This window comes from Pseudomonas parafulva, assembly GCF_000800255.1.
Taxonomy (GTDB): domain Bacteria; phylum Pseudomonadota; class Gammaproteobacteria; order Pseudomonadales; family Pseudomonadaceae; genus Aquipseudomonas; species Aquipseudomonas boreofloridensis.
In genome coordinates, this window is sequence record NZ_CP009747.1 from 1828906 (window position 1) to 1850289 (window position 21384).

Annotated in this window: 16 protein-coding genes and 1 pseudogene; 7 read left to right on the top strand and 10 right to left on the bottom strand. The window is 54.2% G+C overall.

What is annotated here, in order from left to right; genetic code table 11:
- Positions 1-10 precede the first annotated feature (10 nt).
- Positions 11-364 (top strand): DUF190 domain-containing protein, encoded by a 354-nt coding sequence (locus NJ69_RS08075; protein WP_039577902.1) that lies wholly within the window; start codon positions 11-13, stop codon positions 362-364.
- A 2-nt stretch (positions 365-366) separates the two neighbouring features.
- The gene (ppa, locus tag NJ69_RS08080) at positions 367-912 is read left to right on the top strand and encodes an inorganic diphosphatase (RefSeq protein WP_028697115.1); all 546 of its coding nucleotides are present in this window, start codon (positions 367-369) and stop codon (positions 910-912) included.
- On the opposite strand, the gene tnpC is transcribed toward ppa, so the two are convergent.
- The 4 genes from tnpC to dsr1 form a co-directional block, all read right to left on the bottom strand.
- The gene (gene tnpC / locus NJ69_RS08085) at positions 871-2493 is read right to left on the bottom strand and encodes an IS66 family transposase (protein ID WP_039577912.1); all 1623 of its coding nucleotides are present in this window, start codon (positions 2491-2493) and stop codon (positions 871-873) included. The genes ppa and tnpC overlap by 42 nt on opposite strands.
- A 61-nt stretch (positions 2494-2554) precedes the next feature.
- Complete coding sequence (gene tnpB / locus NJ69_RS22880; RefSeq protein ID WP_039577914.1) at positions 2555-2890, bottom strand: IS66 family insertion sequence element accessory protein TnpB; 336 nt, start codon at positions 2888-2890, stop codon at positions 2555-2557.
- Positions 2887-3219, bottom strand: coding sequence for an IS66-like element accessory protein TnpA (gene tnpA / locus NJ69_RS22380; RefSeq protein WP_155290564.1), 333 nt, complete (start codon positions 3217-3219; stop codon positions 2887-2889). Before tnpA ends, tnpB begins: the two co-directional genes overlap by 4 nt.
- A gap of 19 nt (positions 3220-3238) precedes the next feature.
- Positions 3239-6793, bottom strand: coding sequence for an anti-phage defense-associated sirtuin Dsr1 (dsr1, locus tag NJ69_RS08095; RefSeq protein ID WP_245219526.1), 3555 nt, complete (start codon positions 6791-6793; stop codon positions 3239-3241).
- A gap of 355 nt (positions 6794-7148) precedes the next feature.
- On the opposite strand from dsr1, the gene NJ69_RS22385 reads away from it, so the two are divergent.
- The gene (locus NJ69_RS22385) at positions 7149-7805 is read left to right on the top strand and encodes a maturase (RefSeq protein WP_245219528.1); all 657 of its coding nucleotides are present in this window, start codon (positions 7149-7151) and stop codon (positions 7803-7805) included.
- A gap of 177 nt (positions 7806-7982) precedes the next feature.
- Here NJ69_RS22385 and NJ69_RS08105 read toward each other — a convergent pair whose 3' ends face one another.
- The 4 genes and pseudogenes from NJ69_RS08105 to NJ69_RS22190 form a co-directional block, all read right to left on the bottom strand.
- Positions 7983-9443 carry a phosphoribosyltransferase-like protein gene (locus tag NJ69_RS08105; protein WP_039577918.1) on the bottom strand — a complete coding sequence of 487 codons (1461 nt, stop codon included), beginning with the start codon at positions 9441-9443 and terminating at the stop codon, positions 7983-7985.
- A gap of 236 nt (positions 9444-9679) precedes the next feature.
- Positions 9680-11398, bottom strand: a complete 1719-nt coding sequence (locus NJ69_RS08110) for a hypothetical protein (RefSeq protein ID WP_039577921.1) — start codon at positions 11396-11398, stop codon at positions 9680-9682.
- 57 nt (positions 11399-11455) lie between these two features.
- Positions 11456-12337, bottom strand: coding sequence for a hypothetical protein (locus NJ69_RS22185; protein ID WP_052192044.1), 882 nt, complete (start codon positions 12335-12337; stop codon positions 11456-11458).
- Positions 12338-12466: 129 nt separating this feature from the next.
- Positions 12467-13150: pseudogene (locus NJ69_RS22190) on the bottom strand (OprD family outer membrane porin).
- 1249 nt (positions 13151-14399) lie between these two features.
- On the opposite strand from NJ69_RS22190, the gene gmtY reads away from it, so the two are divergent.
- The 4 genes from gmtY to NJ69_RS08140 all read left to right on the top strand — a co-directional run bounded on the left by gmtY (position 14400) and on the right by NJ69_RS08140 (position 20031).
- Positions 14400-15851: a gamma-mobile-trio recombinase GmtY gene (gene gmtY / locus NJ69_RS08125; RefSeq protein ID WP_039577922.1), complete on the top strand. Its 1452-nt coding sequence runs from the start codon at positions 14400-14402 to the stop codon at positions 15849-15851.
- Between the two features lie 44 nt (positions 15852-15895).
- On the top strand, positions 15896-18436 hold the full coding sequence (gene gmtZ / locus NJ69_RS08130; protein ID WP_080754733.1) for a gamma-mobile-trio integrase GmtZ: 2541 nt from the start codon (positions 15896-15898) through the stop codon (positions 18434-18436).
- Complete coding sequence (gmtX, locus tag NJ69_RS08135) at positions 18411-19070, top strand: gamma-mobile-trio protein GmtX (RefSeq protein WP_039577924.1); 660 nt, start codon at positions 18411-18413, stop codon at positions 19068-19070. The genes gmtZ and gmtX overlap by 26 nt, the downstream gene beginning before the upstream one ends.
- A gap of 325 nt (positions 19071-19395) precedes the next feature.
- Positions 19396-20031: a hypothetical protein gene (locus NJ69_RS08140; protein WP_039577926.1), complete on the top strand. Its 636-nt coding sequence runs from the start codon at positions 19396-19398 to the stop codon at positions 20029-20031.
- A gap of 84 nt (positions 20032-20115) precedes the next feature.
- Here NJ69_RS08140 and NJ69_RS08145 read toward each other — a convergent pair whose 3' ends face one another.
- Positions 20116-20325: a hypothetical protein gene (locus tag NJ69_RS08145; RefSeq protein WP_052192048.1), complete on the bottom strand. Its 210-nt coding sequence runs from the start codon at positions 20323-20325 to the stop codon at positions 20116-20118.
- A gap of 136 nt (positions 20326-20461) precedes the next feature.
- The gene (locus NJ69_RS08150) at positions 20462-21244 is read right to left on the bottom strand and encodes an IclR family transcriptional regulator (RefSeq protein ID WP_039577928.1); all 783 of its coding nucleotides are present in this window, start codon (positions 21242-21244) and stop codon (positions 20462-20464) included.
- Positions 21245-21384 lie beyond the last annotated feature (140 nt).

Below are 21384 nucleotides of genomic sequence, written 5' to 3' on the forward strand. Positions count from 1 at the left end.
GGAAATTGAAATGAAAGGCTATATGGTCGTTTTCTTCACCCAACAAAACCGTCGTTATCAAGGAAAGATGCTCGGCGAATGGATCGTCGACATAGCTAAGGAAATGGGGCTGCGCGGTGCCACGCTATGCACCGGAATCGAAGGTTTTGGACACACTGGAAAACTTCACTCATCGCACTTTTTTGAGCTGGCTGATCAACCTACCGAGATTCGCTTGGCAATGACGGAGGAGGAGTCAGAGCTATTATTCAAGCGACTGGACTGTGAGGAAATTTCGGTGTTTTTCACAAAAACGCCAATCGAGATGGGCACACTTGGAAAAGCGCCTTCCAGCTCAGCCCCGTCTACAACTTCGGAGCTATGAACATGAGCTATACGGACATTTCAGCTGGTAAAGCGATTCCCGATGACTTCTTCACCGTTATTGAGATCCCTGCAAACCACTCGCCGATCAAGTACGAGGTGGACAAGCCAAGCGGACAGATCTTCGTTGACCGCTTCCTCAGCACGCCGATGTTCTACCCGGCCAACTACGGGTTCATTCCAAATACACTGAGCGATGACGGCGATCCTCTCGACGTCCTAGTGATTTGTCCTTACCCGGTATCACCTGGCGTTGTCATTCGTAGTCGCCCGGTTGGTGTGATGTACATGACGGACGAAGCTGGAGCGGATGCCAAGGTGATCGCAGTGCCTCATGAAAAACTCAGCTCTATGTACAGCGACGTTAAGGAGTGCTCAGACCTGCCTGCATTACTCCTCGCGCAGATCCAGCACTTCTTCGAAAACTATAAGGCGTTGGAACCGGGTAAGTGGGTAAAGATGGGGCGATGGGGTAGCGCAGATGAGGCTAGGGAAGAAATCCGCAAGTCAGTAGCTGCCTACGTTCCAAAGAGGCTGATGTCTCACTAGAGAATCTGGACTGTTAGAGTGAACCCACTTATGCGGAAGTAGCTCAGTAATCTCACTCGCCCGCTGTGTTGGCAGGCGGGTGAGCACGTCCTTTAGGTACGCATACGGATCATGTCCATTGAGCCGTGCCGTCTGGATCAAGCTCATAATTGCAGCCGCACGTTTACCGCTGCGCAATGAGCCCGCAAAGAGCCAGTTCTTACGCCCAAGAGCCCATGGTCGGATCTGGTTCTCTGCCCAGTTGTTGTCTATGGGTACAGCTCCGTCATCGAGGTAGCGCGACAGCGCTGTCCAGCGTTTCAGGCTGTAATCGAGTGCTTTGCTGATGGCTGAGCCCTCGGGCACAAGATCGCGCTGGGCAATCATCCAGGCATGCAGCTTTTCCATCACAGGGATGGCTTTTTCTTGCCGTATTCGGCGTCGCGCATCCGGCTCAAGATCGCGGACTTCGCTCTCGATTTCGTACAACAACTGGATATAACGCAGGGCCTGCTCAGCCAGCGTGCTTTTGTTCGTGGCGTGCAGTTCAAAGAACTTACGCCGCGCATGGGCCATGCAGCCGATTTCGGTCACGCCAAGTTCGAAACTGGCTTTGTAGCCGCCAAAATCATCACAGACCAGTTTGCCTTTCCAGTCTTGCAGAAAATTGCGAGCATGCTCTCCGGCACGGCTGAGACTGAAGTCGTACACCATCGCTGCCACGTCCGAGAACTGGCTGGTGGCATAGGCCCATACATAGGAACGGTGAGTCTTCTTCGTTCCCGGCATGAGCATCTGCACGGGTGTTTCATCGGCATGAATGACCTGCTGCCCGAGTACCACGTCACGCAGCGCGTCGACCAGTGGCTGCAACTGTACGCCCGTCACGCCCACCCATTGAGCCAGGGTTGAGCGTGGAATCGCCAGGCCAGCTCGACCGAAGATCGACTCCTGACGGTAAAGCGGCAGATGGTCGGCAAACTTGGCGATCATGACGTGGGCGAGCAGGCCCGAAGTCGGGATGCCCTTATCAATGACTTGCGCCGGAACGGGTGCTTGGATCAGCGTTTCGCAGTCGTCACAAACCCATTTGCCACGCACATGACGTTCAACGGTAAACACACCGGGCGTGTAGTCCAGTTTCTCGCTGAAGTCCTCGCCGATGCGCTTGAGGGCGCAGCCGCATGGGCAGTGGGTATTTTCTGGCTCGTGATGGATCAGTGTGCGTGGAAACTCTGCCGGCAAAGCCCTGCGCTTGGGCGTTTGCTTTTTCTCGGTCGGAGTTATCACGGCCTGCAAGCTCTGAAGCTCAGCTTCAATCGCAGCGATGTCGGTGTCTATCAGATCATCGAGCAGGCTAGCCTGCTCGGGATTCATCTGTTCGCTGCGCTTGGCAAACCTCAGACGTTTGAGCTGGGCGATCTCAAAGGTCAGCTTCTCGATCAGCGTTTTGTCTTGGCCGATCTTCTTGCCCATGAAATCAACGGTCTTACCCATCGTCTCGATTTGTTGGTCGAGTGTCGCGACACGCTGCATCAACTGCCCCGCCAAGGCGCGCAATTGTTCAGGGGGCAAATGATCGAGATCGGGTAGTAAATTCATGGCGCCGATATTGCCGGAGCAGGCCAATCGCGGCGATAGAGCGATAGGCTAATGGCAGCCGTTAAAGGAGTGTGATCGAACCTCCAGCACCTGCGCGCTGCCATGGCAGACCCAACACCAATGCCTGAAGTTGCTGGGTATCCAACTCCATTTCAGCGCCATGGCGAACGCCAGGCCAGTGGAATTTGCCTTGGTTCAGTCGCCGCGCCGCCAGCCATATGCCGAAGCCATCATGCACCAGAACTTTCATGCGATTAGCGCGGCGGTTGGCGAACAGATAAGCACAGTGCGGCTGCGCCGCACCGAACACCGCAATCACCTTGGCCAACGCCGTTTCAGTGCCCGCGCGCATGTCCATAGGCTCGGTGGCGAGCCAGATGGCGTCGATGCGAATCATCGGAGTAGGTCTCGAAGAAAAGTCGAGCAGGTAGCCGCATGTTCAGTGGGCCAGTTCACTTTGATGGTGGCGCGCGGATGCTGGATTTCAACGCAGATGCTAAATGCTGCCGGGTGCAAGTTCGCGCTGGTCAGCGAAACAGGTAATGGAACAAATGCAGGTTGCAGGGCTGTGCTTTTCTGCGCTTGGAGCCGAATCCATTTGTGGACGAGGTTTGCGTTGAGGCTGTGGCTGAGCGCGATGCTGGCAATCGAGGCGCCGGGGTGGGCGCACTCTTGAATGATTTGGGCTTTGAAAGACTTGGAATAGGTGCGACGTGTTGGCTGCATGAAATACCCGCTTAAAAGGCTAGAACTGGTGTCCACTTAAATTAGGTGGACACCATGGCCTTCGGCGGTAGTGTCGGGAAGGTGTGTTTGCCGGACGGATACAAACATGTCGCCAGAAGGGCAAAATCCGATTCTGCCAGTACTCCTCCCGCTGCTCTCCTGCCCCCTCCAGCGCTTGCGAAAGGGATTGAGCAGAATCTTGTAAAGCTTTCAAAGGAAAAGCGGCAAAAGCCAGACGGAATTCCTCAGAGCTATATCCTTCAAGGGGACCTAGGGCTGCATAGGTGAAAATCGCAGCAAACTGTTCATCGTGTTCCCCTAAATCCTCGTAATGGCCAGCGGTATCGAGGAAATCAGCCTTGAAAGCCAAGAGAAGCGGACGATATAGGCGCGGCGACCAAAGGAAACCCTCCCACGCCCTTCTAGCTTCGACTGGATTGTTAACCCAGCTGAAAAGCGGAAGTAGATTAGCCCTTGTCCAGGCCTCATCAACTCTGAACAGAGAGATGAGCCTGGACGCGAGTAAAACCCTGCCATGACGGTATCTTTCCACTCGTGCGTCGCATAGCTCCGTGAATAACAGACTGATCTCTTCTGGGAGTCTATCGTCATCGCTAAGCTCAGATTTCTGCCAGATATGCAGCAGCGCTTGGGTTACGTGGCCAATCGGATGGTTGATGGCTTCGGTAACCGGCTGGTTGATCGGTTCGCCATTACTGGTCATGCCCGTATCCGCATCAAGAGGTAGCCCCATTACTCTGCGGCAAAGCCTCAAGAATACTGCGAGGCCTTCAAAACTGGACTTGGAAACCTCATCAAGCCAGCGTGTGACATCGTAAATGGCATCGGAGAGAACCTCATCCGGCATTGCTTCAATCCATGGCGCTACGTGACGCCACGATTTTCGAGCAACACTTGACTCACTCCATGCCTGGAGAGCCTCCCGCCAACGCCTCGCAAGCCACTGTCCCTCCTTCGCGAGGTCCACAAGAGCATAGAGGCTGTTGAGAAGATGCTTTTTACAGACTTCCCGCCATGTGTCCTGATCGAAAAATTCATTTTCGGCTGGGGGATTCCGCAGCCATTGAACGAGCGCCTTACGCTTATAAGGTGCAAGCCTGATAACTCGCTGCTCCTCATAATCTGGGTCTCCGGTCCCGCTCATCCAATGAGAAAACTCATCGCTTTCGTTTTTCGCCAAGCGCAGATGCGGGTATGCCGCTGATAATTCATCAAACCTTTGCTGAGCGCGATTACCGAGGATAAGTCCACCCAGTCGGAGCTTCGCCAAGGTCCTCCAAACCGCATAGTCTACACGCTGTTGGTAGTGCTCATCAGTAATGTCCTCTACGAAATTTTCTCTCGGAGGCCCGAGCAAAACCGCCGCCTCCAGCATTCCTTGAGCCGCCAGAGATAGCCTTTGCCCTTGCAACACAAGCAGGCGATACACCTCTCGCTTCGTGGAAATTGACCACAACCACCACCCATTATCTCTCAGTAGCCATTCAGACCACTCATCTGAGGGAATAGCGCCATCCTGGCTCGCTGCAAAGAACGCCAGACGCTTGAAGGTGGGGTACGGAATCTCAAACCAACCGCGCGCGATCTTCGCGGCAGATTCAGGGTGCTCTCCAAAATTAGCCAACCATGAATCACGTAGCAGCTCAATGAGGACCACCCATTCGCGGAACCCGCGGTTTTGCCAGTGATGGCTTACCGAAGGTAGATCCCAGAATGAACGATCCTCAGAGGAATCAGCACTGCCTAATTCCTGCAAAAGGTCCAAGGCATCACGAAGCAATGCCTGGAAATCTTCAAGGAGCAACGGCAAGGCAGATGTCCACTCTCCATGAGAAGATTCGGAGAGCGTGGATCTCACATGATCAGAGCTTAATACCAACTCCCAATTCACTAGATGGCGCAGATTCGTTGGTGAGACTTCCACATCGTCCGACAATCGAAATGGCTTGGATATGGCAACCACGGGTGAAAGCAGCATCCGCAGTTGTAGTCGAAGGCTTGCAGTCAAACCATCCCGTTTCAATCGCTCGGCCCAGCTGTAAAGGTCCAGCTCTCTCCAAGGCGACTTGATCCGCTCAGCTAGGAACAACCCCCACAGCTTGCGCATGAGAGGTCCTGGCACCGCCCTCGGGGAGCTTTTCCGGATGGCATTTAATTCAGAGATGTTTCCTTGGGTCTCAAGCTTGGCTAGCTGCCCCAATTTATCCTGGATGAGAAATGCAAGACGCTCATGGGCGCATGCCCCTCGGGCAGAGAGCCAAAGCAAGAGGTCCGGATCATCGAGGTGTCTTACAAGCCATCGAGCTATCTGGAACATCACATCATCCCAGTAACCCGAACGCCCTCCGAGGAACGTCATCGGCGCTGCCAAGTGATAAGGGGTTGGCCTTTGAACCAGACTGAAGCTGAGTTTTTTGTCAGGCTCCTCGTGGGGAGAAATCCCAAAGCGCCCGAGATCTGAGTGGCTGTAACGTGGATCACTGAACGCGTCCAACAGCCACTCCAAGGACGGGGCGGGGCTGAAATCTGCAAACCTACGCGCCGGTATCCCTGAGCTATCCGAAAGTGCCCACATCATACGCCCGACAAAATCATCCTGCCGAGTGCTAGATGAGGGCTTGGACAAAGCGTGGGTGGTTACGATCCGCTCCTTTCCAGTCGTCCCATCCTTGTACGTCTCAGCCCAAACTTTCAGCGTCTGATGCAGCCCTCTATGTGAGTTAGCGCCAGGTTGGGTGTGATACAGAATTGGAGCTACGCCTTTGGCCTTCCACTCGGCAGTCTTTTGGCTTTCATCCCCAGGGCTACAGGAACCGAATGCCCATGCTTGGGGAGTGATTTCGCCCAGCATACGGTCAGCCGCCAACGCATCCATCATGTAGCGCAGAACCGGATCACTGACACTGTATCCGACGAAGCAAACCACGTAGTTGCGGAATAGCTCACTGACGAATCGGGCTGCCCAACGCTCGGTCAGGTACGCAAGTCCGAAGTCACCGCTTGTGATAACGAGTCGGTTGAGTTCGTACACGGTAGGTTTACTCGGCAGCAAGCCGTGCAGGTAAACCACCCCATCCCAGCGACTTTTTTTAGGAAGAGGAAGCATCGGGGCAGAGTAGGAACTGAAGGGCTGCTTTATGCGCCGGGCTGCGGCATCGAAGACTCGATCAAAATTTGTTGTGACAAGACGCAGCGCACCGGTCCGATTCCTCCCCAAACTCAGTAACGCTGCGTGCGTGTCTGTTGCCCCTTTGCGCCGAAGATTGGGCGTTAGTGCCCGTGCCAACGCCTCTCGAACGGCGGCCCGCCCGTTCGGCAAGCGCCGCTCAAGTAGATCCAGGGTGGCATCGAACTGATAGTTGTCGAAGGCCTTCTGCTCTGCGCTGTCGAAATTGGTAAGCGCCTCTTTGTAAATGAGCTGTACTAAGCCTTTGAAATCCAGGAGCCCAGCTGGGTAGGAGATACCTGCTCCGCAAAAGAAAACCACCCTTCCCTCTTCATGGGCCTGAAGCAGCTCGTCTGGGATATCCGGACCGTTCGTTACAAATTGCATCCCTGCTCCACCTCGCACCTGATGGCGACAGGCCACCTATCGATGGCCTATTTAGCACGGGTGGCTCGTTTTTACCATCGAAGGACGCTAGCTGAATGTTGCCATCCGGAATCTCTACAAGATGAGACTAAGGCGTAGCCGTACACCGGCCATTTGAAACGCCCCTAGGTTCGTACACACCTTTGGGGCGTCTGCTTTGGGCCGATTTCAGCCCCTCGGCGAAGGGCAACTTTGGGTCGAATCGCGACGGTCATTCCTCGACCGTCGCTGGACGCTGTCAGACCTCCGTCTGCTCTGCCATCTCCAATGCGTCATCGACTTCAATGCCCATTCGTTTGGCAAGGAATATCAGCGCTTGACCGGTAGCAGCGATGCTCCATTTCTGACCATGGGTGATGGAGTCCGCGCCTATTTGGTCACCGATCGAAGTGTGGTGGGGTTCAGGACGAAAGTGCAGGCTCAGCAGTTTCTGGGGCAATTGCAGGAACTGTTGGCCAGGTTCGGTCTATCGCTCAACGCCTCGAAAACACGGCTGATTGAGTTTGGTCGTTTTGCCGTGATGAATCGCAGGAAACGAGGTTTGAGAAAACCGGAGACTTTTGACTTCTTGGGTTTCACCCACTGTTGCAGTGTCAACCGACGCGGTGACTTTCAAGTACTGCGGCTGAATGTCAAAAAGCGTATGCGTGCGACACTTCTTGCGATCCGTGAGGAGTTGAGTCGCCGGCGTCATGACCTTATCCGGATTCAAGGGCAATGGCTAAAACGTGTGGTGAGCGGTTACTTCAATTACCACGCGGTGCCGGGAAACCTGATACGTCTTGGCGGTTTTCGTCTGGCAGTGTGGCGTCTCTGGCGGCAAGCTCTCAGGCGTCGCAGTCAGCGCCATCGGCTTCAATGGTCACGTTTTAGACGCCTTGCTGACCTCTATATACCGAGCCCTAAGAGTGCACATCCTTACCCTGAGGGTCGTTTCGCGTCACACACCCGAGACAGCATCCGTATGCGGTAGTTCCGCACGTTCGGATCTGTGCAGGGGGTGGCAGGTAACTGCCATCCCTACCGCGACCGAATATACTCGCTATCCACCTAGCAAGATTTTTTGTCTATCAGATACTACGCTGGATTTGGTGGCATCTCTTGGATGCCACCAAATCTGTTCGATTATTAATTTAAAATTGAAGGAAACTTAGTTTGGCGATAGAAGTTGATCCAGATGCTTAGCTAGCTTCTGGATGAAGGTATCATACTTTTCTGGATCTAAGTACTCCTCCACGATCTGGGCAATCCGTTCACTTGATGCCGAAACTGATCCTTTCTTAAGCACCGCCCGTTCAACTTCAAACAACCATTTTTCATCGCTTGGATCTGGGCTTGGCTCCGGGAGGCCGGGGAATCTCTCCGCATCAGTATAAATTTTGTTTAAGTCAAGCATCGCGATAAATGACGGTTCAAGGTACATGATTTGAGTCGTACCACTTGGTTCTATTCGTCTGGCCATACGCTTGGAGTGCGAGTCTCCGTCGAGAACGAACACAGCATATTTGCGTGAGTCGCGAAGAAGCTCGAAAAGGCGGACAGATTGCGCGAGCCCGCCCAACGCTACAGCACTCACATCTGAAACCCCTAACCGCTGCACTAGACCAAAACTTCCACGCATTACGTCTACAAAGCGCTCGTCGAATTTTCCTTCAACAAAAAGGGTGAGGTCGATCGCCTTTTTCTTAGGCGGGTGCTCTGTTACGTTAGGCTCTAACGCTGCTTCTGCCTCACGCTCAGCTTTAGCCTCCTTCAAAACCTTTGCCGTGCCTTGGATTCGACCAGCGCGCGCAAATAGTGGCGTCCAGCCATTGCCCCTAGCCCAGATCACAGGTAAGGATGTATTTGGAGTGTTGTGATCAAAAACCAGCAGACCACCAATACTGCCGTAACCCAAGTCTGACCGCGCGGCAATTCGACAGTAACGTTTGATACGATCCAAGGTTCTGGCACGCTCCGACATGGGAAGTCCGTTGTAAAAAATGCCATCGAGATCAGTCACTGTGTCTTTTATCGAGTATTCAAGGGCAGAAATCACCGAGGCCCCCGTCTCCTCGATCACTCTAGAGATTCCCTCTACGTAACCGGCAACCGTAAGAACATATACGTTCCGTGATCTTGACAAGCTGTGTACTTCCTCGATTACATGTGCAATGTCAGTTGCTATCGACTGTCCAGTTCCAATGACATCATCTAGCAAAACGATGTTATCAATTCTACTGAAGTCGATATCATCCTCCTCATCCTGCGTGAAGAAGTCAGCCTCAGAAATCTGAGCTGCTAACCTATAATGGTAGGCCATCACGGCACCACTTTTTGACGCCTGACCAACACCCGCATAGAGCGTGTTTGATTTTTTGATCGGTGTGCCTTTTTCGATAGCTGCTCGCTCCAGCTTGGCCTGAGCAACTTGAAATGCAGCACGGACGTCTCGTTGGGCCAGCACATCAATGTTTTCGAGAATGCGGATAGCCAAGCCGTAATCGTCTCGGTCAAATTGCAGTACCCAACGAATAACGTGGTCAATGGGGACGGACACTGGCCAGTCCCTAATCGCACGCTCTACCCGTTCGATCTCAGTGGCTATGGAAGATGGCAACGCGTTGAGCATTCCTTGACTCCAAAAATAATTTTCCGCGTGAACTGTATCATGTGGGACCTAGATCATAGCTAGATGACAGGAATCCACTATTGCTACCCGCACGAGAGGCAGCAGTGGGTCGACAGCAGCCAGTCGCGATTGACCGCTACCGACCCACAGCGGCCCTTCGCAAAGGGCCGAAATCGGCCAAAAGCAGCCGTATCGGCAATGACAACTTTTAGCCCATAGACTCGTTGTGGCTTTGATCAGTCAACGGTGCCGGGTTCCGAGCAAGGCAGCAGAACATCAGCACCATGGATTGGTGTGTCCGGGACGATACCGGCTTCCAACTCAAGTAAGCGCTGATGCCCAGGATGACTCTCCACTGCGAGCGCTACCAGCCGACGGCAGTTCACCATATCGTTCGCCATCCGGTACCGCTCTGCTAAATCCAGTGAAATCGCTGCTTCATAAAATCGTGGGAAACGTATTCCACTAGGAGAGCCACGTCGTTTGAAATAAGTCTTAATGGTTTGATCGTGTACCTCCAAGGTCCATCCAGGAGCCTTACCTGCGACCGTGTGTACTAGGAGAGCTTCCGGTGAAGGCTGCGATAGGTCTTGATGGATCAGCTTTTCCATCTTCTCAGATACAGGCGCCTTCTGCTCTACAGGGACCACCATGTTAAATAGTGTATAGAGCGCCAGGTACGGTAAACGCGGGTCTCTCTTAGCGCCCAACACATCATGAGCTACCGCACTCAAGACCGGGCGCAAGTCTGTAAGCACCGCACCCTCCTCACCCAACTGGCAAGAAACCAATTGCTCTAAAAAGCCCTCGAGCTTGCTTCGCCCAGCAGCCAGTAAGTCTCCTTCCTCATTACTCACCCAATACTGAGGGGCCATTCGCAGTTGAACGATTTTGGTCCTCTCCAAGTAGTAACCAGGGTATGGCTCTCGATCTAGGGATGGCTGACTAGCTACGAATTTAATAATCACGTTACGCATCAATCGGGATAACCCTTGGAGGGTTAGATAAGCCTTGCGTTCGTGAAGCACTGTTTCACCATAGCCATGACCAAGCACAACTACGCTAGGTAGTAGCATGAGCTGATGTACATATTTAGAGCGGGCCTGATAGGCCATGGACAAGGCCTCGGCAATGTCGGTGCTAGAGAGCGCCTGGCCTGGGACTAACGTTACGTCGCGAAAATATTCGGGCGGTGTATAAGCAATCGCGAACTCGCGGAAGCGACGTGCCAACGCCGTATGCTCCACTTTTATCAGCGCATCCCGAACCCTTTGTCCCAACGCTTGGTCCGCACCTGTCAAAGCTTCGTCAACTGCTTGCCGCTTGCGCTGGTCGTAGGAGGCCCAATCGCTTTCATGACCATCAAAATCCTGCGCTAGCGACTCTACCGATGCCACCAGCAGCGTGTACGCCAACTCCAGGTCATCCGCGATCCGATGCATACCGTTTATGTACGTCCGGATCGCTCTCATTACACCGCGATAGGTCTGACGCGGCAAAGCGATTAGCTGGCCAACAAACTCTTGGAAGAAAGCCACTTCCTCAGGCTTACACCAAAGCTCTGGCTCGAAGAAGCGGCTAACAAATTGATGCGGAGATGCACGAGTTGCTAGGCCCTTTTTTCCACTGGTCAGGCGCCGAGCGAGATCGATATCTGGTGAACATACGCAATTCAGCGCAAATGAAGCCACAACTGCAAAATCGCTTAGGTAGGGTTCAGCGCCACAGGACACGAGTACTCCTGGCCCCTCCTCCTCTGCCTCTATCCTTTCCTGCATCTCATAGACGACTACAGTCGGCTGAATCGAACTTATTGAAGATGGCACCAGCTTTCCTGCTGCCGTTTCTACTACAACCTCAGGCGCGAGATTGGCGTTGGTATAAAGCATGCCGCGTAACAAATTTTCTCTCCCTACGGGGAGACTGAAGAGCTTGCCAGTGGCAATCTGAAGCATACGACCTCCAATATTCCTCAGTGGCCCAGCGCCATTAAGCGGTTCCTGCCTCAGAAACTACTCCGGAGTCTGGAACTCTTGCCCTGTCATAACGCTGTCGTTTATTCCTTCCAAGTACTCCGTCAAAGTCGTTATCACGCGGCGAAACGACATGCGCTTCACCTTCCCATTCTGCAAAAATATGCAGTGCCCAAGGTCATAGTCGCCTTCATTTGGAAATCCGGCGGTATCAGCTGGCATGTTAATCATTCCCATAAACTCGCCAAGTACACCGACCACTACTCCAAAGCAGTCCTTGCCAGGCATAATGAGCACACATGAGCAACTGCTTTGCTGCACAATAATTCTGAACATTTGTAAATTGCTTGGATCGTGTAGCTCTTGCTCGCTTTGGAAGCGGGTGTAAAGCCTGACATCTGGCCGAATATCAGCCAGAGAACTAGCGTTTACTATCTTGCGGGCTTCTGAGTGCATGACGCCTTTTCGAAACAGATCTCCATATGCATAGAAACCCGCGGCCAGAGCTACCTTTGCTACAAATTTGATGTCTGCGTTTAGATCCAGCCTCAGGCCATCGATTTTTACCTGACCTCCTCGGCGCTCCCCTTTTTCCAAATATTTACGTTGCTTTACGTCGTAAATCTGTAAGCCGCTTTTTGAAAAAGTTATTTGTACGGGGGAGCCGTCAATCAGTGTCGCTCGGCGGGCTACTGGCTGCGGCTGGGCTCCCGAATGACCTTTGGCATTCGCCTTGTCCCGGTTAAAAAGCATCAAAAAGTCATTGGCCACAGCGCCATCGACTTTTGATCCCACGGCATTATTGAACTGCCTATCTGCCTGAATGCAGAAGCCGTCGAGCCCCCCGAGCGACATCGGGATGATGTGCTCTTTGCTCAGATCTGCACTGGGGCCATCTAAATAGATGCAGTAGTCGCTCATTACATCAACTCCGTGTTTGATTCTCGTCCGGTGATACGACTTCTGCTCTTGGCCGACAGCAGAAATCCATGGAGGGCTGCTTTGGGTCGTTTAGCGCCTCTGGATTGGGTTGACCATCCTTGTCCTACCTCACATGGAGGACAAGCCATGCCCGGCGAGCGAGTAGGTGAACGCGGCACTCCAAGCGCGGTTATCGACTTCTCCGTCGTTGTCATAGCCACTGCTGCGGTAGCCCTCTGCACGCCCGCTCTGGCTCGCATTCTTTCCTGTCGAGCCACTGATGAACGCGCGTAGATCCGTTTTCAACGAACCCTCGGGGAGCGGGTGAGTATAGGTGAGTCCGATGAAGTGTTGTACTTAGAAATCTTCTAATTTCGCGTAGTAATACTGTGCTGTCAGATTTTTCGAGACGGCATAATCGGCACCGGCAAACACGAAGCTGTTCACGAAGCGCCCGATGTTCGCGTTGTTCGCACCTAATATCGCCAGCCCTTGGTTATCGGTGGAGTTTCGCCCTTTCGCCTGAGTGAGCTTGCCTGCAGTAATTGTTAGCCCTTGCACTTCCTTGCAGCTGATCTGCCCGGCTTCATAGGTTTGAGGCAATAGCCTTCCATCGTTGTGAATCACTACGGGGAGGGTCGGCAACAGCGTACCGTGGCGCACTTCTGTCTTGCCGACACGCGCTTTGAGGGTGGGACCCAGGCTGGAAAACTCATCCACGGCACGGCCGTCACTGTCCGACCCAGCCGCGTGCCCGGCGTCGAACACGGGCAGTAGGCACGGAAGGTCACTGCTGGGAAACTTTCGACACACGCGCTGGGCGTCCGCTTTCTGAGTGGAGCCAAAGCAATTCGCGTTCTGCGCCAAACCCGCTGCCCGCTATGCACCCGCCATACGCGACAGACGGCCGATTGAGGACGCTCCTGCGCTCTACGCTTAGAAGGCGATGGGGAGCGAGACAGGAATCATGAAAATCCTCGAACGCGTGGAAAGCGAAGCGGTCACCGATGTCCGCTGTGATGTCTGCAGCGAATCCACCCGGCTGGCGACCGGCAGCTTGCAATACGGCAGGCTAGAGGCGCAGTGGGGCTCTAGGACGGCACACGACGGTGAGCGTTATGAAGTGCACTTGTGCGAGCACTGCTTTTTACGACCCTCGCCTACCTCCGACAAGAGCGGCGGACCATCCATTTTTTCGAGGATGACGCCCGTCCTGGCGAAGACGAATTGGGTTTGGTCAGCCGTCACGACTGATTCCGCGACGGTGGCTGGCAGATATCTTCAGACCCGCCCAGCTATCACGGTTGTGAACAGGCGTGGCGGCCCGGCTCCAGGGTGATCAAGGCCACAGCCGAGGAGACCAGCTTTTAATAGACAGACTCGCAAAGGCCGCGACCGCCTTGTGGCGGCCGCGCCATATCGTGGTGTTCACCGCCGGAGGTATCTCCGCTGAAAGCGGCATCCCGTCGTTCCAATCAGTTGACCGGCCTTTGGGCCCGCCACGATTCGCAGCACCTGGAAACGGAAGGCCTTTCGCGAGAATCCAGCGCTGCTCTGGTATTAGTATCTGTGGCGGCGCCAACAGGTGCTGCAAGACCAGCCCAATGCCGCGCACCAGGCGATTGCCTAACTGGCTGGCAGCGGACGCCACCTCACGGCGATCAACCGGGCACTTGTCCCGCGTGGGTATCATCAAAGGCTTTGGTGCAACGTGCACGCGACACTCTACTCGCTCACGGCTATAGCTCGTGTGTCGATGCGGTGAAGTCGCAGCTGGGTAGCACCGGCTTTAGGAGCAACCGTCCTGTGCAACCTGCAGCAACTGCTGCAACTTCCTCAGTTTGTCAGACGATAGAGTACAGGCCTTGATTGGCAGTTTAGCCCTGCGCCTCGCAGCCGATGCCGCCATAGCCGCGGACCGCGCTCGCCTGCAATGGCTGCGATGAGCAATCGATCAGCCTTGATTCGACACGGCAACTTGCCCACTACGCACTTCTGAAGCCCAGCACGTCCTTCTCTACTATTATCGTTACCATCTTTCCATTTGTAGATGGTGGACTGCATGCCGGTGGTTCAGGTTATAGCTAAGGTAGTGGTCGACGACACGGGAATCCAGAGCGAGATCCCTGTCTTGATTACTGAGCATGGTGTGGTCTCCTCGTTGGTTGATTACCTCCTGGACAACCACCACCTCAGTCCCAGCTGGCAGCGTTCGGTCACTCAGGCCACTAAGCTGCTGCTGGAGTACATGGAGGCCAGCCAGCACCACTTCTCCGCCCCTCGTGTCCTCTTCCAGACCTTCGCGTCACGCCTGTATACCGGGACTATTGGAGCTGACGGGCTAGATCCATCAGGTTTGGGCTGGATTCCGGCCAGTCGCCAGACATCTAACCGTCATGTCTCAATCCTCAGAGGCTTCACTGACTACCTGGCAGATCTGTACGACGCTCCGACCATGAATCCCTTAGTGACTGCCAGTACTTATGATCAGCGTCTTAACTATGCTGCTTGGCATCGCCGCAACAGTCATGACTTTCTGGGGCACATCAAAAGCAAGGCGATTTCGGAGAGTGTTGAGCAGGCACGGAATATTCGAGGCCGGCGTGTGCTCAGCAAAGCTGATAGCGACGTAATAGCGTTCCCCGAGAAGCTTTTCCAAGCGATGTATATGCATGGTTTTGGTGGAGCTGCTGATCCTAGATGTGCAGTTCGAGACCAACTGATACTGATAATGATGCATGGGGCGGGCTTGCGCGAGAGCGACGCACAGCACCTTTGGATAACGGATGTGGAAGATCACCCACTGATCGAGGGCGGTGCTATGGTTCGTGTCTACCATCCGGAAGAAGGCAGGGCGCCAAACAACTGGAGAGGTCGCAAAGGCACTACAACACGCGCAGCCTACTTAAGGGAACAATATGGGTTAATGCCTAGGAGCCTTCGCCAAGGCACGAAACGTGTCGGGTGGAAGACCAGGTTGGTGGACCACGCGGATAACTACATACAGCTTCACTGGTTCCCTCCACGCTTTAGCGTGCTTTTTATGAAGCTTTGGAGGGTGCATATACGTTATCTGACCACTGTAGAGCGGCACCATCCATACGCCTTCGTTTCCTATGAAAATTCCGTCGCTGGCCAGCCGTATACTCTTCAAGCCCTGAACGGCAATTACAAGCGAGCTCTGGCGCGCATTGGAAAAACCATTTCAAAGTCTGAGGGTCGTTCCACCCATGGCCACAGGCACGCTTTTGGTCGGCGGTTGAGGAAGGCAGAGATTCCCCCGCAGATTATCCGCAAGGCTATGCATCACTCCTCCCTGGAATCGCAGAAGAGATATACCGCACCAGGCATTGCAGAGGTTTCCACCACGCTTACTGCCGCTGGGGATAGGCTCGATGAACTGGCCGTCAGTGGCAAGATCATTTCGCCATTCAACGATTGGCTCGAAGTGCTGCCTGAACCCCTAGAGAATTTAGATTCGCCAGAAATTCGTTATGGAGCCAAAAAACATTGACTCGCACATTACGCCGCGGCTCGCGAAATGGCCGTTCTTCGGACATGAATTTTGACTGGCTCGTACAAGAGCGTGGCGAAGCTTGGGATTGCTGGCGCCAGCTCTTATCCGGCTGGATATCGACTCAGACCGGTTCGATTGGTGTGAAGATCAACGCAATTAATTGGTTCATGACCAATTACATACCGGCGGTGCCAGGTGGGGCCAGTCCAGACGTATTCTTCCAGGTCGCAGATAAGGGTCTGCTGCCTGAGTTAAGGCCGCTTATGGAAGTGTCCATGAATGCCGCGACTGCTGTAAAAAACCAGAACTGGATCGTGGATCTGTTTAGTTGGATCATCACCCAGAGCTACAGCGAGCCGAATGACTCTGGCGTATCTATAGCCCTGGTCAAGAATCCGTTCGCCAAGCGCAAGGAAAAGACGGTAATCACCGAGACTGTGCACAACCCCTTGCCCTACGCATACATTCGGGAACTTCGCGAAATTCTGTGCCCACAGCTCAGGGGGACATTCCGCAACTGGGAATGGGCCCAATCACAGTCCGGCCAACGGCGCTCTGATTTTGGAGATTGGTTTCCGGTCGATCAGTCAGCCATCGATGCTGATGACCCGGACTGCGTATGGCGCTATAGAAATGATGGCTACGAAATGTGGTCGCCCATCAGGTCAATAGCGCTGTACGTAAAGCTTCATTTGCCACTTCGCACCTATCAGGTACGTTTCTTGGACTCTGGTGAAGCAGATACATGGCGGTACGAATCTGGAGAGTGGATTCTGAACAATCGCCATGAATTCTGCCTAGGTCGTGAGGGTAACCCTTGGAAACGAGGGGTCTTCTGCCGAGTTCACCACCAAGATATCGGCGAAGTCATGACAGGCCTCTACATCAGTACAAACAAAACGGCAGATCAGAACAAGGAGTCTCGCGAGCGCGGCTACACGATTCCATGGCAGAACGAAGATGTTCTGTACTGGCTGGAACGCCTGAGGAACTGGCAAGAGAAATACAATCCCATAATCGGTCCTACGCCTTGCGCCGAGCTGGCCGAGAAGCACTTTGGCAGTGTCAAATCTCTAGAGCAGAGGAAAGACATGGGATCGATCTGCTTCCTTTTCCGCGATCCCACAGCGCCTTCAGGGGAGCGTCACAAGCCTATGGGAGGCTACACACTGCCCAACCTATGGTATCGATTGCTCTCCACGCTAGAGGATCGAGTTGCTGCCCGGGGCCACACACTCTCAGACGGCTCTAGATTGCGGTTTGTAAAGCCTCCCGGTCCCAAGAACGTGCTGCCTACCAAAACGGATTATCCACTCCATAGCCTCCGTGTTTCGCTTCTGACGTGCTATGCCATGGAAGGTCGGGTTCCGATTCAGGTGCTATCCAAGCTGATTGCAGGTCACTCTAGAATCATCATGACTTTGCATTACACCAAGCCGACCCCCGCGATGGTGTCCGAGGTGATGGACGTTGCAAGTGGGCGTATCAGTGCTGCCCAAGATGAAACCCTGAAGATCTTCCTTCGAGACGCTGAGATGCGTCAGATCTACTCTAGCACGGCGTTCATTGATGGCAGCGCAATAGAAATTGCGTTGGCTAATCGCAACGCCATTGGCTGGGAGCAGCGTCACATAGGCTTGTGTCTCGTAGGCGGCAACAGCACTCGATCTGATGAAATGAGCAATATAGGCGGTTGCTGGAACGGTGGTGAGATTATCACTCATAACAGTAAGGGCCCCGTCTATGGCCCAGTTCCACACGGCCTAGAGAACTGTTCCCGCTGCCGATGGTTCATCACGGATGCACGCTATCTACCAGCACTTGTGGCTCATCTCAACGTGCTGAGCTATCGAGCCTCTCTCGTCTCATCCCTTGCCGTTGGGATCGAGCAAGAACGGGACGAGCTGCTGAACCAAAGGTATTTCGCAGAGCAGGAAAAACGCCCATTCCTTCTGCACACGGAGCTGCAACAAGCTGAAAGGCGCTATGAGAAGCAGATCAAGGAAGCTGATGAGTATGCGAAGGACTTGGTTTCCTGCTTCCAGATCATCAGCAAGATCGTCGCAATCGAAGAGGGTCGCGATACAGCTGATTCTGCCACGAAGTTGGTAGCTGTGGGGTCTCTGGAGGATATCCAACGGCCCATCTCATTCATTGAAACTAGTAGTGAGCTGTGGCAGATCTCTCAGCTTTGCGAGGATGCTGAAATCTACGCAGATTTGACGGATGAGCTGAGGGCCACACCTGCCATCGAGAAGCGCTCCCGCGCTCTGAATCATCTGCTGATGCGAGGTGGCTACGCACCCATTTTGATGGGAATGGATGACCGCCTTCAGCTTATCGTTGGGAACGCGATGATGAGGTCTATGGCGTTGACGCTGTCTCCTAGCAATCAACTGGAGGGATTCCGAGAAGTTTCTAGCCTGCTCGAGGCCGGAGAAGGACTAATGCTTTTACCAGCCGCCATGGAGTCACTAGAGCGCCATACAAAGCAGCCGGTAGCAAAGCTATCCGATCTAATCGCAACTACCTCAAAACAAGTCCGGGAAGCCATACGTGATCGATCCACAACTCATCTTTGAAGAGCTGGTAGGCCAAGCTACTAAACAGCAAGCTAGGTCCCTATCGGTGCTGCATGGCGTCCTAAAGGCTCATGAGAAAACGGGGAGTCGCAACTTCTCAATTGCCACGATTGCCAGGCTTTCCGTTGAGGCTGGAGGGCCATCTGCCTCAACGATCCGCAATAGTGGAGGTTTCCGTTTCCGCCAACTGATTGAGGCCTGGGCTGCGAGCGTGGGCACAGATAGGAAACTGCCTGCGAAGCCCAAGGGTCGGGAACTACCAAGCGACAACGAGCTGCTTAGACGTATTGACGATCCAGCTCTGCGAGCGGTGTTTACTCAGGTCTTGGCCGAGCGCCGTCGCTATTTGGCTGAACTTAACCTTCTGAAATGCCAAACGGGCATCGTTGTCGACCGCCGTCCGAATGTGGTCGAGATACTCCAAGAGAGCGAGTCAGTTCAGTTGCTGCCCTCATTGAAAGGGGTTCTGAGTGAGATGGAGATCACAGCTCTCAGGGCAGCTATATCAAATGATTTCTTCAACAGCCAAGGCTGGATGGTGACCACGGCTGGCCAGGTGAAAGGGGATTCTGGTGAGATCTACAAGCATGGGTATGTACCTGCGATCAGTAAAATCCTGAAGGAAATCGAATGATCTGACAAGCAAATTAGTGGGTGTATAGTACATTGCCTTGGTACATGTACTAACTTCCCGTAGCGGCTCCAGGCCCTATCCTTGCTGGCCATTGACTATCTTAGTATAGTAGATGATCTTATCTGTGACTATTTAGTTTAGTTATCTACCAGCGTCAACCAAGCGCGGCGGCACGAAGTAAACAAGTTCCCGCTCAACTGTGCCTAGACCCAGATCTTTCCCGTCCCCACGGAACCATCACAACGCAAATCTCTCCAACCCCGCATCCGGTATTCCAGTCACTGGCAGGATGCCGGTCCACCCCAACTGACAAGGACGCTCCGCAATGCGCACCATGCTGCTCCCTTTAGCCATCCTCACCACCGCACTCGTCGGCTGCTCGGACCCCAAGAAAGCCTCCGAAGAAAACTTCGAAAAAGCCGCGCAGGCCTGGCTGGACAAGGCCTACCCAGAGTGCCTGGTCACATCGACGTTCCCGATGAACACCCTGGAGTTCGACGTCTACGGCACTAACAAGACCTTGAATGCCTTGGCCGAGGTCGGCGTGCTGACAGCCGTGGAGACGTCTCGCAAAGACTATCCCGAAAACATCTTTCAGAAAGCCCGTACCGAAATCAAATATCGGTACGAACTCACTGACGAAGGCCGCAAGTACCTCAAAGATGACGCGCGTACGAAGCCTGATGGCACCGTCATCCCGGGCCTGTGCATCGGCCGCGCAAAGGTCGACAAGATTGAGCAGTTCAGCGAGCCTGGGGACATGATGGGCCACAGGATTTCTGAGGTGACCTACACCTACAAGGTCGACGATCTGCCCAAGTGGGCCTCCACCCCGGCGTTGATGGACGTCAATAGCGACGTCAAACGCATGGTTGCCAGCCAGGAAAAACCCATCCGCGAAAAGCGCGCCTTCGTATTGACGAACAATGGCTGGATTCACGAGCGGCTGTTCCGCGAGTAACGGGCGTCAGTGCAGGCTGCGACGCCCTCGTATAGGGGGCGTCGCCCTTCCCCACTTCCTGCAACATCACTACGCCCACACGACCTAACGCGTCCCCGGCACCCAATCAAGAATCTCGTCGATCCCCAGGCACCGCGGTTCCACTTCCAGCGTCCGCCCATGTTCGAGAATCCCTGCCGCCACATCACGCATGGCCATGTAGGCACTGCGCAGCATGTGGTTGGCGTAGATCACCGCGTTGAGGCCAGCCTCCTCCAGTTGGTCGAAGCTCAAGTGCGCGTAGCTGGTGGGCACACAAATCAGCGGTATTCGCGGGCACTGGCGGCGGAACAGTCGGGCGAACTCGAGGACCTCAATGCTCGGCCTTGCCCCCGGTATCGCCGTCGAAAATCATCGGCAGCGAACACAAATCGAAAATTTCGATGCCTGCTCAAAGCTGCAACGCTCGAATCGACGTGGTGATCGCGCGCGCGCACTCCAGCACGGCCGGTGCCAGGCGCCGCTCGGCGTCCTCCACCGTCCAGCGGCTGGTGGGCGCTACCACGTGCACGGCTGCCACCGGAATACCGTCGCTGTTGCGCACTGGCGCCGCCAGCGCCATGTCTCCGAGGAACAGCTCCTCACAGTTGGTGGCGAAACCATTTCTGCGGGCTTGCTCGATCCGCTCGAAGATCTGCTCAAGGGTGGTCAAGGTCTGGTGGGTGTGCTGGACAAGCTCGCAGCCCTCGAGGCGCTCGAGCATCTGCGCCTGGTCGAGCGCACTCAGGTAAGCCCTGCCCGAGGCCGTGCAGTACATCGGGATGCGGCTGCCCAGCGGCAGATGGATAGGAATGAACTTTGGGCCCACGAAGCGCGCCACGTAGATCATGTCCTGCCCGACCGGCTCCGTGAGGTTGGTGGTTTCACCGGTGACCTGGGCCAACTCTGCGAGGAAGGGATTGGCCACATCCACCAGGGTGTTGGAGGCGAGGTAGTTGTAGCCGATCTCCATGATCTCGGCAGTGAGCTGGAATCGCTTGGTGACGGCGTTCTTTCTCACGTAACCGAGCGCTTCGAGGGTGTGGATCATGCGCTGGGCCGAACTCTTGTTGATACCGGCCGCCTGGGCAACCTCACTCAGATTCATCGTCCGGCGCCGGGCGTTGAACGCCTTCAGCACAGCGAGCCCTTTTCCAAGCGAGTGATTGAAAAGAATATTTTCGTCTTCACTCATTATTTTTCACCCTTTGAATATCGATATTCGATACTTATAAATCTCTTTACGATTTTTGTAAATCGCTTATAGTGCGACCAAGGCCCCTGCCCTGATCCCGAGGCCCCTTTCCACCAATAACGATAAAAATCATTCAGTCA

Bases quoted from the DNA above. Each gene is read 5' to 3' on its own strand.
- NJ69_RS08075 (WP_039577902.1), top strand. From the start codon at position 11: ATGAAAGGCTATATGGTCGTTTTCTTCACCCAACAAAACCGTCGTTAT.
- ppa (WP_028697115.1), top strand. From the start codon at position 367: ATGAGCTATACGGACATTTCAGCTGGTAAAGCGATTCCCGATGACTTC.
- tnpC (WP_039577912.1), bottom strand. From the start codon at position 2,493: ATGAATTTACTACCCGATCTCGATCATTTGCCCCCTGAACAATTGCGC.
- tnpB (WP_039577914.1), bottom strand. From the start codon at position 2,890: ATGATTCGCATCGACGCCATCTGGCTCGCCACCGAGCCTATGGACATG.
- tnpA (WP_155290564.1), bottom strand. From the start codon at position 3,219: ATGCAGCCAACACGTCGCACCTATTCCAAGTCTTTCAAAGCCCAAATC.
- dsr1 (WP_245219526.1), bottom strand. From the start codon at position 6,793: ATGCAATTTGTAACGAACGGTCCGGATATCCCAGACGAGCTGCTTCAG.
- NJ69_RS08105 (WP_039577918.1), bottom strand. From the start codon at position 9,443: ATGCTCAACGCGTTGCCATCTTCCATAGCCACTGAGATCGAACGGGTA.
- NJ69_RS08110 (WP_039577921.1), bottom strand. From the start codon at position 11,398: ATGCTTCAGATTGCCACTGGCAAGCTCTTCAGTCTCCCCGTAGGGAGA.
- NJ69_RS22185 (WP_052192044.1), bottom strand. From the start codon at position 12,337: ATGAGCGACTACTGCATCTATTTAGATGGCCCCAGTGCAGATCTGAGC.
- gmtY (WP_039577922.1), top strand. From the start codon at position 14,400: ATGCCGGTGGTTCAGGTTATAGCTAAGGTAGTGGTCGACGACACGGGA.
- gmtZ (WP_080754733.1), top strand. From the start codon at position 15,896: ATGAATTTTGACTGGCTCGTACAAGAGCGTGGCGAAGCTTGGGATTGC.
- NJ69_RS08140 (WP_039577926.1), top strand. From the start codon at position 19,396: ATGCGCACCATGCTGCTCCCTTTAGCCATCCTCACCACCGCACTCGTC.
- NJ69_RS08150 (WP_039577928.1), bottom strand. From the start codon at position 21,244: ATGAGTGAAGACGAAAATATTCTTTTCAATCACTCGCTTGGAAAAGGG.